The 15416-nt window shown below is 45.2% G+C and carries 13 protein-coding genes; 6 read left to right on the forward strand and 7 right to left on the reverse strand.

Annotated features, from left to right (window positions below):
- The first annotated feature begins 244 nt into the window (after positions 1-244).
- The 3 genes from DYD21_RS07610 to DYD21_RS07620 all read left to right on the forward strand — a co-directional run bounded on the left by DYD21_RS07610 (position 245) and on the right by DYD21_RS07620 (position 2463).
- Positions 245-961: an FKBP-type peptidyl-prolyl cis-trans isomerase gene (locus DYD21_RS07610; RefSeq protein WP_116034853.1), complete on the forward strand. Its 717-nt coding sequence runs from the start codon at positions 245-247 to the stop codon at positions 959-961.
- Positions 962-1143: 182 nt separating this feature from the next.
- Positions 1144-2100, forward strand: a complete 957-nt coding sequence (queG, locus tag DYD21_RS07615; protein WP_116034855.1) for a tRNA epoxyqueuosine(34) reductase QueG — start codon at positions 1144-1146, stop codon at positions 2098-2100.
- Between the two features lie 99 nt (positions 2101-2199).
- The gene (locus DYD21_RS07620; RefSeq protein ID WP_116034857.1) at positions 2200-2463 is read left to right on the forward strand and encodes a hypothetical protein; all 264 of its coding nucleotides are present in this window, start codon (positions 2200-2202) and stop codon (positions 2461-2463) included.
- 43 nt (positions 2464-2506) lie between these two features.
- Here DYD21_RS07620 and DYD21_RS07625 read toward each other — a convergent pair whose 3' ends face one another.
- From DYD21_RS07625 to DYD21_RS07640, 4 genes are read right to left on the reverse strand one after another with little or no spacing between them, the layout of a single operon-like run.
- Positions 2507-3685 (reverse strand): AI-2E family transporter, encoded by a 1179-nt coding sequence (locus DYD21_RS07625; RefSeq protein WP_116034859.1) that lies wholly within the window; start codon positions 3683-3685, stop codon positions 2507-2509.
- A 29-nt stretch (positions 3686-3714) separates the two neighbouring features.
- Positions 3715-3942, reverse strand: a complete 228-nt coding sequence (locus DYD21_RS07630) for a DUF3820 family protein (protein ID WP_116034861.1) — start codon at positions 3940-3942, stop codon at positions 3715-3717.
- A 54-nt stretch (positions 3943-3996) separates the two neighbouring features.
- On the reverse strand, positions 3997-4278 hold the full coding sequence (locus DYD21_RS07635; RefSeq protein WP_116034863.1) for a GlsB/YeaQ/YmgE family stress response membrane protein: 282 nt from the start codon (positions 4276-4278) through the stop codon (positions 3997-3999).
- A gap of 51 nt (positions 4279-4329) precedes the next feature.
- Positions 4330-6153, reverse strand: coding sequence for a gamma-glutamyltransferase family protein (locus tag DYD21_RS07640; RefSeq protein ID WP_116034865.1), 1824 nt, complete (start codon positions 6151-6153; stop codon positions 4330-4332).
- Between the two features lie 242 nt (positions 6154-6395).
- Here DYD21_RS07640 and DYD21_RS07645 point away from each other — a divergent pair, with 242 nt between their 5' ends.
- Positions 6396-7952, forward strand: coding sequence for a M20/M25/M40 family metallo-hydrolase (locus tag DYD21_RS07645; RefSeq protein WP_233505499.1), 1557 nt, complete (start codon positions 6396-6398; stop codon positions 7950-7952).
- 152 nt (positions 7953-8104) lie between these two features.
- Here the strand turns inward: DYD21_RS07645 and DYD21_RS07650 are convergent, their stop codons facing one another.
- Both DYD21_RS07650 and DYD21_RS07655 read right to left on the reverse strand, forming a co-directional pair.
- Complete coding sequence (locus tag DYD21_RS07650) at positions 8105-8761, reverse strand: hypothetical protein (protein WP_116034870.1); 657 nt, start codon at positions 8759-8761, stop codon at positions 8105-8107.
- Positions 8762-8966: 205 nt separating this feature from the next.
- On the reverse strand, positions 8967-10721 hold the full coding sequence (locus tag DYD21_RS07655; protein WP_116034872.1) for a glycoside hydrolase family 9 protein: 1755 nt from the start codon (positions 10719-10721) through the stop codon (positions 8967-8969).
- A 636-nt stretch (positions 10722-11357) separates the two neighbouring features.
- Here DYD21_RS07655 and paaA point away from each other — a divergent pair.
- Positions 11358-12302, forward strand: coding sequence for a 1,2-phenylacetyl-CoA epoxidase subunit PaaA (paaA, locus tag DYD21_RS07665; RefSeq protein ID WP_116035529.1), 945 nt, complete (start codon positions 11358-11360; stop codon positions 12300-12302).
- Between the two features lie 104 nt (positions 12303-12406).
- On the opposite strand, the gene DYD21_RS07670 is transcribed toward paaA, so the two are convergent.
- Positions 12407-13894, reverse strand: coding sequence for a S41 family peptidase (locus DYD21_RS07670; RefSeq protein ID WP_116034876.1), 1488 nt, complete (start codon positions 13892-13894; stop codon positions 12407-12409).
- 395 nt (positions 13895-14289) lie between these two features.
- Between DYD21_RS07670 and DYD21_RS07675 the strand changes: the two genes are divergently transcribed.
- Positions 14290-15249 (forward strand): threonine/serine dehydratase, encoded by a 960-nt coding sequence (locus DYD21_RS07675; protein ID WP_116034878.1) that lies wholly within the window; start codon positions 14290-14292, stop codon positions 15247-15249.
- Positions 15250-15416 lie beyond the last annotated feature (167 nt).

The raw sequence follows: 15416 nt of genomic DNA on the forward strand, positions 1-15416 counted from the left end.
GAAGAATAATAATTGATTTGACGCCGGCAGATCAGGCTGTAATCGTTGTGTATTTTTTGAAAAGTTGTAACAGTGTATATTATTTTTATACCAAAAAGTAGTTATCTATATAATATACGAGTTTTCTGCATAATTATTGAATTGAAAGAAATCAGTATGTGGCTCTTTGGTTCGCATTTAAAAAGTGATACCTTTTCATCCGCATAACCGATGAAAATTTTCACCCATTAATACAGTATTATTTATGAAACGAACAGTATACCCGGTGCTGATGGCACTCATTTTTTTATTTGCCACCATTGGATGTGAGTCTCCTTCAGGCGGCGGTGAAACATCGCTCGACTCACAAATCGACTCAGTAAGTTACAGTCTTGGATACCTGTACGGACAAAATCTTTCATCCGGCGGTGTTGAATCACTTGAAGATGACAAATTCCTCTCTGGCCTGAACCAGGCCCTCGATCGCGGAGATTCTCAGATTGATGATATGGCGATGCAGTCCCTGATGCAGCGATATCAACAGGAAATTACACAAGCCGCACAAGCCCGGCGTGAAGGAGAAGCAGCTGCGAATATTGAAGAGGGAAATCGTTTCCTGGAAGAGAATGCTCAAAATGAAGATGTGAGTGTTACAGAATCAGGCCTTCAGTATCGCGTAATTGAAGAAGGATCAGGCGATCGTCCGGAAGTTTCAGATGAAGTTGAAGTTCACTACCGCGGCACACTGGTCAGCGGAGAAGAATTTGACAGCTCCCACAGCAGAAATCAAACCGCTACTTTTCCGGTTAGTGGAGTGATTGCAGGCTGGACTGAAGGACTGCAATTGATGAGAGAAGGTGCAACATATGAATTCTTTATCCCTTCCGAACTGGCATACGGCAACAACCCGCCGCCGGGAAGTATTATCGAACCCGGTTCAGTGCTTATTTTTGAAGTGGAACTGATCGATATTAAAGAATAATCAGCCGTTTCTGCATTTTAAAATCGCGCAATAATTGACCTATTGCGCGATTTTTTTTCATCAACCCTCCCTATTCTATTCTCCCGCATCAGAGTGCATGTCTGCCTTGCAGCCCCTACCTTTCAGGTCAGTAACACGTACCACAGAATTCATTTACAAACTGACGAACCGAATTTTTTAACATGGATCCACTTGTCATCACCCACAAAGTTCGCCAGAAAGCCCGTGAGCTTGGTTTTGACGGATGCGGATTTTCCCGTGCAGGAAAGCTCGACAAAGAAGCACGCCGCCTGGAGCAGTGGCTTAATGAGGGTCGTCACGGCACGATGGACTGGATGGAAAATAATTTTGATAAACGAATTGATCCAACACGTCTTGTTCCCGGATCCAAAAGTGTTGTGAGTCTTCTGGCCAGTTATCGTTTTGAAAAAAATGAATTAGATGACAAAATTAATCCCGGACCTAAAATTGCAAAATATGCGCGTGGAAGAGATTATCATAAAACATTTAAATCGCGTCTGAAAAAACTTTTTCGCTACACCAAAGAACAGTCAGGTGGCCTTGAAGGGCGTATTTTTGTGGATTCGGCACCAGTGATGGATAAAGCCTGGGCAGAAAAATCAGGTCTTGGCTGGATGGGGAAAAACGGAAATATGCTTAATAAAGATCTGGGCTCATGGTTCTTAATCGGTGAAATGATTGTGGACATCCCATTTGTCTATGATGCCCCTGTTGCAGAGCACTGCGGAAGCTGCACCAGGTGTATTGATGCATGCCCCACAAACGCAATTTACGAGCCGTACCGCATCGACAGTGAACGCTGCATCTCCTATCTCACCATCGAGTTAAAAGATAAAATTCCTGAATCGAAAAAAGCCGGGCTCGGGGAGTGGGCTTTCGGCTGCGATATCTGTCAGGATGTGTGCCCGTGGAACAGGAAAGCTGACTACAGTTCTGTGGAAGATTTCACGCCGAGAGAGCAAGTATTACGGCCGCCCGAATCCAAAAACTGGAGTGAAATCACACCGGATGAATTTGATATAGTATTTGAGGGAACACCCATTCGGCGGGCAAAACACAAATGGTTTACAAGAAACGCAAAGATTGCGGAACAGAATATCATCTCCGGTTCCGGGTAAAACGAAAAGGTACACTCAAAATTTATTTTTTTTGAAACGCAACCGCCCTCCTCTTAGTTGTATGGATAACAACAAACCCAAACCAAACGAGGAAGACGAATGCTTGACAAACTTGGATATCTCGCAACAGGACTTGGACTCTCATCGATTGCTGCAAGTGTAGCCGCATGGTATAAAGAAAAAACCGATGATGAAGCAGAAAATGCTCATGCCGAACGTACCGGTATCTTTATCGGGCTTTGGCCACAAACTTTTTTCGCACTTGCAATCATCTTTTTTAAACTCCGTGAGATGGGGCATGAAAAAGATGCTGAACGTTTGATGAAACGGCTGGAAAAGAAGATCAATGAAGTTAAAAAGTGATTATTCGAAACAGCATCCCGGTCTGAATATGTGACCGGGTTTTTTACTCATTTTCATCGGAATCGTTCTTCTCTTTCTTTCTTACCTCTCTCTTTTCCTCCAAGTCTTTACTAACCTTGTCTGAAAATGCGCTCATCTTTTCAGCAAACAGACTTTTTCGGCGCTTGTAGTCCGTTGGCACACGTCCCATTACAAAACCATACGGTTTCATAGAATCTATCTCGTCAAACACCACTTTCAATATTGCACCGATAGGGATCATCAAGATCATGCCGATAATCCCCCAAATCTGAGCGCCGATAAAGAGCAAAAGAAGTGCTGCAAATGCATTGATACTTACCTTGCTGCCTACAATTATAGGTGTAAAGATGTTGCTCTCCATCAGTTGAATGATATAAAATCCAAGCATGATAATCAGTGGAATAACAAGCGAATCCATCGTAAACAGTGCGTAAAGAATTGGCAATATCGAACCGAGAAGCGGGCCAACGAATGGAATTACATTAAGCATAGCAGCAAAAACCCCGAAAAAGATCGCATGATCCACTCCTATCACAAGGAGCATGACTGAATTCAACACAGAGAGAATCAGAATAACCAGGATGATACCGGTGAGATATCCCTGAACCACCTTCTTCACTTTTCCGATGATCGACTTTACTTTTTCGAAATCTTTCTGACTATTTTGTCCAAATACCTTCAGGATAAACTCCTCTAAAAAATCCCTGAACAGGAGTAGAAAGAACATAAATACCGGTACCAGGAATATTGATGTAAAAACGGATGCAGCACCAGCAATTCCGCGGGTTAAAACAGCGGTATTTTCCCGGAAAAATTCCTGCGTGGATTCCCGCACCAATTCAATATCTATAAGTGCCTCGATACCAAACCAGCGATACAGCAGATCCTGAGATGCTTCCAGAATTTCCGCCAGGCGTTCCCGGAATATATCTACATCTCCGGCAAATGCGGTGAGCTGCGTATAGAAAAAGAACCCGATACCCGCCACCGCAAGTACACCGGTGATTATCGCAATGGATACGGAGAGCAGCCGGGGGACTTTGTGACTCTCCATCCAGCTGCAGAAAGGCGAAAGAAGAATAGAGAAGAAAAGCGCGAATAACAGCGGTTGCAACAGTGAATTGGCCTCTATCATCGCATAGATTGTCAAAATAACTGCAGCAAGAATGTAGGTATATTTTGCAATCAGGGATGAATTCATAAATTGAACAGACTTCTTCGAATTTCTGTTTATGGCCTTCTTTGATATTTTTTTTGAATCGGACGAATTAAATCTTCTAATCCGTTTGTCTTGATTTCGTACATCGTTGCCAGGTACTGGCCAAGCTTCCCCCCCGGAAATCCTTGTCTCTGGAACCATTCAAGATAATGTACCGGAAGGTCGGTTACATATCGGCCTTCATACTGCCCGAACGGCATTCGAAATTGCACCATGTGTATCAAAAAATCGCGTTCCATTTAATATTCATTTCTCCGGCTTTGCATTTTTTAATGTATAAAATCCCATTATCATCAGCGCCGCGGAGGACGGCGTGTAAACAGACCGACGATCGCAACAAAAACAACGGCCCCGATGATCGACCATATAATCGGAAACTCATTCCCACCGATGGTTACACTAAACAGTTCCGGCACATTTAACTGAGCGCTGATCCACGAGCCGAGTAACGCTCCCACAAATCCAAGTACAATTGAAACGAGACACCCTCCCCTGGTGTAGCCGGCAATGGATTGTCCGATGGAACCGCAAATTCCCGCAATCAGTAGTAAGAGTAAAAATTCTAAAATGGTCATTATATTACTTTCTGTTTGATATTGATTTTATCTGTAGATCGAACGAAAACATCAGTTGCCCATCACCACGCCTTCACGCCGTGGATCCGCACCGCCGAAAAATCCGTCTTCCGTTTTTTGTATGGCTTGAATTCCGCTGGTTTGATCACGCGTTGATATTTCATGTCCCAGTTCTTCAAGTGTTGAAATTAGAGATTCCGGCCAGCGATCCTGTTCAAGCACAGACGGACCGTTGAAATTTGCGAAGTTTGGCAGATTGATCGCATCCTGGGCGTTCAGGTTCCAATCAAGCATTCCAATAATCGCTTTTGCCGTGTAATGAATAATTGCCGCTCCGCCGGGTGATCCCACGCTGGCCACAAAATCCCCTGTATCTGCATCAAAAATCAGTGTTGGGGTCATACTTGATCTCGGCTGTTTATCCGCTTCAACACGGTTCGCCATCGGTCTGCCTTGTTCATCATAGGGTGCACGGGAAAAATCGGTCAGCTCATTGTTCAGGTGAAATCCGCCCGGCAACCCGGTACCGCCGTCTGACATTATTCGGCTGCCGAACCCATTTTCAATGGTTGTTGTCATCGATACCGCCTGTCCAAATCGGTCCACGATACTGATATGGCTGGTTCCCATCTCAGGTTGTTCCGGCTGAATACCGAACATTGTTGTAGATTCTGAAGGATCACCGGGTTCGGCTTCTCCCATACTTGTTTCACCGATTAATTCGGATCGTTCAGTCAGGTAGTTGGTATTCAGCAGACTCTGCCAGTCACCAGCGGGAGCTTCAACAAATTCAGCGTCACCGATGTAAAGTGCCCGGTCTGCAAACGCCAGTTTTGCAGCTTCCAGGTAAAGATGCATCCACTCTGCTGTTGGCAGCGAATCCCGAAACGCTTCGAACGGCTCCCGGTTTTCAATCACTTCCAGGATGCCAAGCATCTGCATTACCGCAATGTGTCCGGATGATGGCGGCGGCATCCCGCATAATCTGTACGCCTTCCATTCATTGCACATCGCATCAACCTCAAAATTTCTATCCGGGTACCGGAGAACATCCTCCACAGTCATCGTCCCGGGCCGCTCATGCGAGCGTATTTGTTCAACCATGGATTCCGCTACGGTCTCATTGTAAAAAGCGGGTGTTCCCTCGGATGCAACATTGCGCAGGATTTCTGCAAGTGCCGGGTTTTGGAGGTTATACCCAACCGGGTGAGGATCTCCATTTTCATCATAATAAAGTTCAGCGGCGATTGAATCTTCACGAAGCGTCTCATCTGCTTCCAGCAAACCAAATAAGCGGGGACTGATGTTAAATCCTTCCTCGGCAAGAGTAATTGCGGGAGTAAACAGCTCCTCCCAGTCGAGCCTGCCGTGCTGTTGGTGCGCTTCTGCCAGCATCGCAATCGTTCCCGGTACTCCCACTGATAACCCGCTTCGAACCGATTCGCGATATGGAAGGGGTTCACCTGTTTCATCCAGGAAAAGATCCGGGCCTGCGCCGGATGGTGCAGTTTCCCGGCCGTTGTAGGCCCTGGTGTTTCCATCATCGAAAGTGATCAAAAATGCACCCCCGCCGATTCCGCTGCTTTGCGGTTCAACGAGTGTTAAAACCATTTGAACCGCAATGGCCGCATCCACAGCAGAACCGCCAGCTTGCAGGATTTGATACCCGGCATCCGTAGCCAGCGGATTGGCTGCCGCAACGGCAAACTCAGACGTTGCCCAGCCGGGTTTTTCCGTATACCCCGTCGCTAATTCAGGTTGCTGCGGAATCACATATTGAACGTCCTGTTCTGGCTGATCACCGTCACATCCTGTTCCAATAAATACAAAAAATAGCAGAAGAGAGAGTACACCGGTTATTCGGTTTGATAGCATATAATTAAATCTGGTAATTAATAATTTGACTGGACGAAATTTAGCAAAGAGTGAACTGCAGTCACTTTCCTTTATTACTGTCATCGAAAAACAAAATACATGTTCGGCAACAGTTTGTCAGTTTTTTTTAAAGTTTCATCAAGCCTCATTTTGCCGGTTACAAACGATTACAAAAATTCGTCTTTCATTTTAGCTGTGTGTCACTATTTTGTACCCTCAAACTTTAACTAAATTATAGCATATTGAAAGTACGTTATCTGATACTATCCCTGTTCCTGATCGCAAGTTTCAATCTGGCAGTGGCCCAATCAACGGATACCGATTCCGTAGTAGAGCAGATTGTAAACCAGGTGGAGGAAAATTCCCATCTTGAAGAACTTGCTCACCATTTGCTTGACGTAATCGGCCCGCGGCTGGTTGGAACTCCTCAACAGCAACATGCACATGACTGGGCAGTTGAAAAGTTCGCTGAATGGGGAATTGAAGCCCGTAATGAGCAGTATGGTGAGTGGCGCGGCTGGGAACGCGGCATCACTCATGTTGATATGGTTTATCCCCGCGTAGTTTCCCTCGAAGCGATGCAATTGGCATGGAGCCCGTCAACTCCTGCAGAAGGAGTTACCGCCGGACTGGTAATCATTCCTGAAGTTGAAGACCGCAGTGAGTTTGAGGATTGGCTGCCAAATGTGGAAGGCAAATTTGTGATGATCTCTATGCATCAGCCGACCGGGCGCCCCGGCTATAATTGGGATGAATGGGCTACTGAAGAGTCTAAAGAAGCGATGCAGCAAACCATTGCTGAAAATACAAGAAACTGGCGCAGCCGCATGCAGAATACCGGCCTGAATACCCGGTCATACATTGAAGCCCTGGAAGAAGCAGGCGCTGCAGGTATTGTAATTTCAAACTGGTCACAAGGGTTTGGTACCAACCGGATTTTTGGCGCAAATACGTCAGAAATTCCAACAATCGATGTTCTGCTTGAAGATTACGGAATGCTCTACCGCCTTGTTGAAAACGGACATGAACCTGAAATCAGGGTTCGGACAGAATCTGAAGATCTGGGGATGGTTCCAACATTTAACACCATCGCAGAAATTCCGGGAACTGAAAAGCCTGACGAATATATTATTCTATCCGCCCACTACGACTCATGGGACGGCGGAACCGGTGCGACAGATAACGGTACTGGATCTATCACAATGATGGAAGTGGCAAGAATTCTGAGTGAAGTTTACCCGAATCCCAAGCGCACCATACTGGTTGGTCTATGGGGTGGTGAAGAGCAGGGCCTGAACGGATCACGGGCATTTGTTGAAGATAACCCGGAAATCGTTGACGGAGTGCAGGCGCTTTTCAACCAGGATAACGGAACCGGGCGTGTAGTGAGCATTCAGGGTGAGGGATTTATTCATTCATATGAATATTTCACGCGATGGCTTTCCGCCGTGCCATCAGGCGTTACGGATCACATTGAAACCAATTTTCCCGGAATGCCAAGCGGAGGCGGCACTGACCACGCTTCGTTTGTAGCGGCCGGAGCTCCTGCATTTATGATGCGATCCCTGAGCTGGGACTACTGGAACTACACATGGCACACCAACCGCGACACCTACGATAAAATTGTGTTTGATGATGTGAAAAACAACGTAAAGCTGATCGCGACACTGGCTTACATGGCGAGTGAAGATCCGGAAACATTTGACCGCGAACGCCGTGTGATGCCGATCGATCCGCGAACCGGTGAACAGCGTGAGTGGCCTCAACAGCGATCTCCCAACCGAAGCGGCGGGAATTAATGTAGTCTTTCTCCAGAGTTGAATAACTATCTGACAAAAGAGCGGAACCTGTGTTCTCACCTGTCTTCCGCTCTTTTACATCATCCATTTTTTGTAAGTTCCAAGCTAATCAAAGCTTCTTTCTGAACAATATATACCAAATCAAGAATAGTTTAGAAGTATGCTGAGATTCCTAAGCGAACACCACTGCTTCTTAAACTAAGATCCCAGGTTTCAATCTTATTCAGGTCGTCAAATCTCTCCGACTCTTCAAACGAATACCCGACTCTCAAAAAAGCTCCATACTCGGCATGCAGACTCATCGAACGGTGAAAAAACCATTCCACTCCCGTTAACCCAAGAGCAGCTACACCAAAATATTTCCTTGTTAATTCTGTTTCATTGTCATTATTCCCACTCTTTTGAGTTCTAATATCTGCATCAATGCCTGGACCAAATCCATAAAAGAATTTTATATCAGAATCAGGATCAGTATATCTCAAAAAGGATACATCTATACTTGTAGAAAATAGTATAGAATCCAGATCCAAATCATTATCATCCTGTTTCCTTGTCGTTGTTCTGTATTCGTTCCTAAAACTCAACCCAACTCTAACAGCACGGGTATCGGAACTGTGCCTTTTGTAGGAAAAAGCGGAACCCGTAAACGAGCTCAAATTAAAATTGTCTGTAATCTGGAATTGCAGGGCTTTTGAATTCTCCTCCAGAGAATGTGTTCGATCTTCTTCAGCCTGGCCAAAGGCATTTGAAACCGTAAAACATAAAAAAACAATTGTAATAACCGGAAAGCATACGTAATTATTTCTCATAAGTAATAGTGGTTAGTTTTATCTCTATTTTTAATGCTGTTTCTAAATTAGCACAAAGAGATATACAAATAATAGCATGATCATGTGAAGTGAAGAAAACCGCATGAAGTTCAGAAAAATAGCTTTCCTATTCAGTCAAATGCTGAAAAGATACCTATCAAGATCTGGCGTTTGATTGATAATACTTATGATTGGAAATACTTATTTATTCATCCTCCACAGTAAACCCGCCTCTGAACTGCAGTGCCTCCAGCCCGGCGGAGAGATATACCATCGGAGCGTTCCAGTTGATCGCAATTTCATTGGCGGCGTAGGAGCACCAGTCGTCTATAAATGATTTGGCGGGCAGATCCGATGGATATTCGCACTCATCCTGCTGACCGGGATTGGGTCCCCCTGATAACAGTCCCGGAACCGGATCTATATTCGCTCTTGCATCCGAAGGCCGATGGTGAATATATAGCGGTGTTTTGTGGCCGTGGCCGGTCAGAAAAGAGAACCCGGTAGCATTTCTTCCAAGAAGATAATCGAGGTTCGAGTGCGCATATTTCAGATAGGTTGTGTCGTCTGTGTGCAGAAATGCCTGGATCAGCGCCATCCCCTGGTTGGCAGCAACACCGGAACTTCCCCACGTATAATTGCTTTCATCGCGGTCCATTACGGTTCGGTATCCGGTCTCTGAAACACCATCCATCAGCCGGTTGGCAAGATCGATGACTAAATCCCGCGCGTCGGATGCAATCCCGGAGTCTATATTTTCAGAATGACGAGCAAGAGTATAATACGCCATCGTTTGAACACTTCGCCAGGTTGGAACCGATGCTTCATCAGATGGAAAGAGATCCACTTCATCGAGATAGTCGCGGTTGCCGGTTGTGATATAAAGCTCAGCTGCTGCCCATGCGAACTCATCTGAAGCATCATTGTCGCCATACGCCCCGGTGAGAATATCGGGATTAAACCGCTCGTTCATCTCATTTTGATTGTAGAGTTTTTCGGGATTATCAAGCGCCCACTGCCATGCCGATTCCGCGGCAGAAAGAGTTGAATCCGCCAGGCCCGGAACCACATTTTCATAGTTCTGAAAAATTCGTGATGCCTGAGCCATTACTGCGGCAAAATTCAGCGTTCCGGTTACGCTTTTTTGAATCACATAGCGCGTGCCTTTCGCTTCAGCCGGCATCACGCGGCCTTCAAAATTCGCGGTTGTGAGTTTGTGGTAAACTCCGCCATCATGCGGATCCTGAATATCCATAAACCAGCGCAGATTCCACAATAGCTCATTCAGAAGATCCGGCAACCCATTTCCGGTTTCCGGAATATTGATGTCAAAATCCCGTATATATTCCGGAAAATCTTCATACAGGGAAAACAGAGTTCCCATCGTAATACCTGAGTTTACCGCGTATTTGTTGTAATCTCCCGCATCATACCATCCCCTGGGCGCAGAAATAACAGAATTAGCAGGGCGTTCAGGTGATGCAGCTGATGGATGTATCACCACGAGCGTATCCGGGTGTCCGGCAGGCCGCGCCCATTTCCCGCCATATTCATACGGAATTCCGGCAGAAACCCGCTGATGATAAAATCCTTTCAGGCTCGCTTTTGCCGCATCCTCATATACCCTGGGTGCAACCGTAAACGGGTAGGAATAACCAAGCTTGGTAATCCACAAAATATAATTTCCCGGCTCGGTCATATCAGTAAAATCCGCAACACGCACACGTTCACCGGAATTGGGTGCCTCCCGAATTGTGCTGAGCTGACCTGTGTAGAGTGTATCGGAAAAATCAGGTGTGAGAATGTAGAAATAATCCGGTTCTCCTTCAGTTACCACCGCGATTTTTGGGGATTCCGGGTAGAATCCAACCTGGTTCAGATGAATCGATTCAGAAAGACGCTGGGCGTCGGCATGGCTGATTGTGATAAGGAATAGAATTGCACTGATAAAGTATTTCATAACCGAAAACCTGTTTTACGTGAATGGTAGTTTCATGGATAGAAATCTGCCCCTTCTGATTCCACCCGGTTGGTTTCGGTAGTATACTTGCCGAGAGCGACTTAATCAAATTGTTTTATTAACTGTCTTTATTATGGATTGGATTTTAAAACTAATTCGTATTTGAAAGTCAGACTACCACTCCTCAGATCTCTTTTCTTTTGTGGCTAAAAACTTTTTATAGATTGAACTGAAGCCTAATGCCCATAAAAGTGTCATAGCTATTAAAAAAGATACCAACGAGTAGGTAAATCTCCAGTGTTCGTCAGTGCTTATAACTTCAATCGACTGGATCAGAATGTATCCCGTCACTAAACAAAACAAAATTGAAACTGTATATACAATGAATGAATAAAGCGGATTGTCGAATTGTGTTTTCATGTCTATTTCATGTCTGGATCCTTTTTGAATTTTGATTCTGTTTGTATGAGCTGTTTTGAAGCAGTCCATTACACTCATTAAGTTATTTTAACATTTCGCCCCGCAGTTTATCTGAATCCAAATTGCAAATAGATAAATTTCTGAACTGATCTTTGTATATTGATGTTTTCTATTATTGATGCACCAATACTGTCAACCGTTTTAAAAAGCGCTTTTATGGATACTCAACAACAGCTCGACCAATTTCAGGAACGAATTGATAATGGCGAAACGATCGAGCCGAAAGACTGGATGCCGGAGAGGTATCGCAAACAGCTTATTCGAATGATGAGTCAGCATGCGCACTCCGAAATCGTAGGGATGCTGCCGGAAGGAAACTGGATCACCCGGGCTCCCTCTCTCAAAAGAAAAATGGTTCTTCTCGCCAAAGTACAGGATGAAGCAGGACACGGTCTTTATCTCTATAGCGGAACGGAAACGCTGAACGTCAAACGTCAGGATCTGATCGAAGATTACATCTACGGAAATGCCAAGTATTCAAGCATTTTTAACTACCCCACTCTAAGCTATGCAGATATTTGCGTGATCGGATGGCTTGTTGATGGTGCCGCGATTGTAAATCAAACCATGCTTGCAAAATCATCCTACGGACCGTACGCCCGTGCCAATCTTCGGATTTGCAGAGAGGAGAGTTTTCACAAAAAGCAGGGATACGAGATGCTGGCTAAAATGGCGGATGGAACTCCTGAACAGAAAAAAATGGCCCAGGATGCAGTGAACAGATGGTGGTGGCCCACACTAATGATGTTCGGCCCGCACGATACTGACTCACCCAACAGCGCTGAACTGATCAAATGGGGTGTTAAAACAAAAACAAACGATGAACTTCGTCAGAGTTTTGTGGATCGCGCCGTGATGGAAGCTGATGCAATCGGGCTCACACTCCCCGATCCTGATCTCACCTATAATGAAGAGACCGGCCACTGGGAGTTTGGCGAAATTCCCTGGGATGAGTTCTGGAGCGTGGTGAAAGGAGATGGCCCGATGAACCGGGAACGAATTAAATCGCGAAGAAAAGCATACGAAGAAGGTGAATGGGTGCGGGAAGCTGCAATGGAATACGCCCGGAAGAAAAAGCTGCGGGAAGAGAAAGCATCCTGATTATTTAACTTGTCGTATAAACTATTTCTCACCTGAACTCAGATGGCTAAAATGCGATCCGGGTTCTTTTGCTTTCTACCTAAATGTCAGTTCACTTACCTCACCTAAAAATCTCCCGGAAGAAGATAGATTTCATCTTGCAGAACCCCTGTATCGGCACTATCGAAAATAAATTCAGGATAGTCTTCAACATACGTTTTTGCCACAGCCGGAAAACCATCACCTTTAATATGATTCAATGCAACGGATAACAAAGGCTCATTTGGATCACCCAATTCGGGAAGGTTTTCGAGAAAATCAAACTCCCGGATCTGAAAAGCGGGGAAGAAACCATTCGGATAGTCAGCCCTCTCTTTGTTGAATATTTTGAAAATAATTGGCTGCATAGCCCGCATATGATTCGGATTAATCTTAGCCCGCTGCTCTTCATTTCGCGGCGAATACCCACTTGACGGCGCATCATAAACCGTAATCGAACCTTCATCTTTTCCCGCAGTTACTTCTCCAATCAAAATTATTTCCGTGCCGAAAGGAAGCAGTCCGTTGATCAGCACTTCACTTGCAGACGCTGAATTCCGGCTGGTAAGCACGTATAATCGGTTCATTCTGAGGCTGTTTATGGGATCATTCCTGCTGAAATTGCCCTCATCATCGTAAACGGGAACGGAATCCAGAAATTCAAATGTATTGTTGCGAGACTCCCGCTTGCTCCCGTGAATTAACTCAGCAAATATTTCATCCGATGAAATCCCTGAAATCAGACTTGCCAGCAACGCACTTGTGACCAGCGTTCCTCCTCCGTTGTAGCGAAGATCGATCACCAGGTCATCTATTCCGACATTTTTAAATTCCCGGAAACGCTCATTGAGATCATCATGAAAATTAAAACGGAATGAATTGTACATCAGGTAGCCCACTCTGGATGTTTCCGTCTCAATCACTTTTGATCGATGAATAGGGTTCTCCTGAAGATTGACTGCTGTTACATGAATCTCTTTATCAAGGCTCTCAACCGTATATTTTCGGGGAGATGGCACATAATCCGTCACTCTGGCCATCATCAGGGCGTACGTCTCATCGTTTAACTGGTTCTGATAGTTATCGACGGTCAGAATCTGCCCATTGATGCCGTTAAACAGATCACCACGCTTCAACCCGGCAATATCAGCCGGAGAATCGGGAACCACATACCGTACATATCCAAAAACCCGCGAATTATCGGGCGACTCCCTCAGCAAGCCAAATCTGAACCCAAAGGATTTTGATATTCCGAGGCGCGCTTCTTCATGAACTTTGTAATCTTGGATTAGCCAGGAGAAATTATCATCTCTGTGCAAAAGCTGGTTGAAAAGAGATTCTTCGTTATTGAACCGGTTCAAATAGGTGTTGAACTCGCTGTTGTTTCGAAATCTGTTATCAGCCAAATCAGCAACATCATCCTGCCAGAAATACCAGTGATTCAACCCGTTCCAGACAAATAATTTTTCGTCTGTCACATCCAGAACCACATCATCCGGAGATGACGTGGAGCTGCAGCCCGAAAACTGCACCAGTAGAATCAAAGCAGTAATTAAAGAAACTGACTTCTTCATTGGATGTATATTTTGGATTAAATGGTTCCGTATTCTGTAAACCTGAATTCTATTTGAAAATAGCTGAATCAGTCCAAAAAGGCGTCACCTCACATCCAGAATGAGCGTTCGGGACCTGATCTGCTGTCTTTGGCAAAGAACGGGAGATGCCGGATCGAAGTCCGGCATGACACTATTGACTCAAATAAACTTACTTAACACCTTTTTTTTTGGAGTTCACATAGAACTTATGAAAAAGCATTTTATTTCTATCACTCCCGCAAATTATATTTTTTGCAGCTGAGAATCTGGCAAGAAGAGTGTCCCGACAAAATTGGATCCAATATTTATGGTGGATTGCCGCAACTTTGCGGGTTATTTTCTGAACGTAATTATCAACAAAATCCCATCACTCTTTGGATACCCTTTCTATACCGAATTTCAGCGATATAATTGATGCCGCAGCGCGAATTAAACCTTATGCAAACCGAACGCCTGTTCTCACTTCGCGTTCTCTCAGCAGCATGACCGGTGTTGAACTCTTTTTTAAATGCGAAAATTTTCAGCGCGCGGGAGCTTTTAAGTTCAGGGGTGCCTGTAACGCAGTTTTTTCACTGCCGCAAGAGGAGGCTGAAAAAGGCGTGGCAACCCACTCATCGGGAAATCATGGGCAGTCTTTGGCACTTGCCGCAAAATTACGCGGTATTCCGGCTCATATCGTCATGCCGGAGAATTCTCCGAAAGTAAAAGTTGCGGCTGTGAAAGGGTATGGTGCAGAGATAACGTTTTGTGAACCGAACCAGAAAGCACGGGAGCAGACCCTTGATAAAGTCGTAAAACAAACCGGGGCGTCGTTTATTCATCCGTATGATCATGAATTTGTAATTGCGGGTCAGGGTACTGCGGCCCTGGAACTGCTGGAGGAGATTCCCGATCTCGACGTAATCCTCACACCGGTTGGCGGCGGCGGTTTGATGAGCGGCACCTCTATCGCCGCGAGGCATTTGAAACCCGGAATTTCAGTAATCGGAACGGAACCGGAAAAGGCAAATGACGCCTGGCTTTCGTTGCAAAAAGGAGAACGTCAGTTTCCTGATACCACGCAAACCGTAGCAGACGGGCTTCGAACCACATTAAGTGAACGCACATTCCGAATTATATCTGAACATGTTGATTCCATCGCCACCGTTTCGGAAGAGTCCATCATCCGGGCGATGCGCCTGATTTGGGAACGAATGAATATCATCATTGAACCCTCGTGCGCCGTTCCTTTTGCTGCCGTGCACGACAAAAAAATAGATATCAATGGAAAGAAAGCCGGTATCATCCTGACCGGCGGAAACGTAGATCTGGACCGCCTCCCCTGGCAGCAGTGATTATCCGTTTCCATTTATTCAGGATTATGGCGTTCTTGTAAGCAGATCTTTCGAAACGGTTTTTTCTGCAATCGGATCGACTCGGATATAAAAACGAATTGCAACACTACAGGAATCTTCCCGACTCGATCTTTATCGATAGCTGCAATAGAAATGCGAAACAATAT

This window comes from Rhodohalobacter sp. SW132 (assembly GCF_003390325.1).
In the GTDB taxonomy this organism is placed as follows: Bacteria; Bacteroidota; Rhodothermia; order Balneolales; family Balneolaceae; genus SW132.

Bases quoted from the DNA above. Each gene is read 5' to 3' on its own strand.
- DYD21_RS07640 (WP_116034865.1), bottom strand. From the start codon at position 6,153: ATGCTATCAAACCGAATAACCGGTGTACTCTCTCTTCTGCTATTTTTT.
- DYD21_RS07670 (WP_116034876.1), bottom strand. From the start codon at position 13,894: ATGAAGAAGTCAGTTTCTTTAATTACTGCTTTGATTCTACTGGTGCAG.
- DYD21_RS07620 (WP_116034857.1), top strand. From the start codon at position 2,200: ATGCTTGACAAACTTGGATATCTCGCAACAGGACTTGGACTCTCATCG.
- DYD21_RS07625 (WP_116034859.1), bottom strand. From the start codon at position 3,685: ATGAATTCATCCCTGATTGCAAAATATACCTACATTCTTGCTGCAGTT.
- DYD21_RS07635 (WP_116034863.1), bottom strand. From the start codon at position 4,278: ATGACCATTTTAGAATTTTTACTCTTACTACTGATTGCGGGAATTTGC.
- queG (WP_116034855.1), top strand. From the start codon at position 1,144: ATGGATCCACTTGTCATCACCCACAAAGTTCGCCAGAAAGCCCGTGAG.
- DYD21_RS07610 (WP_116034853.1), top strand. From the start codon at position 245: ATGAAACGAACAGTATACCCGGTGCTGATGGCACTCATTTTTTTATTT.
- paaA (WP_116035529.1), top strand. From the start codon at position 11,358: ATGGATACTCAACAACAGCTCGACCAATTTCAGGAACGAATTGATAAT.
- DYD21_RS07655 (WP_116034872.1), bottom strand. From the start codon at position 10,721: ATGAAATACTTTATCAGTGCAATTCTATTCCTTATCACAATCAGCCAT.
- DYD21_RS07630 (WP_116034861.1), bottom strand. From the start codon at position 3,942: ATGGAACGCGATTTTTTGATACACATGGTGCAATTTCGAATGCCGTTC.
- DYD21_RS07650 (WP_116034870.1), bottom strand. From the start codon at position 8,761: ATGAGAAATAATTACGTATGCTTTCCGGTTATTACAATTGTTTTTTTA.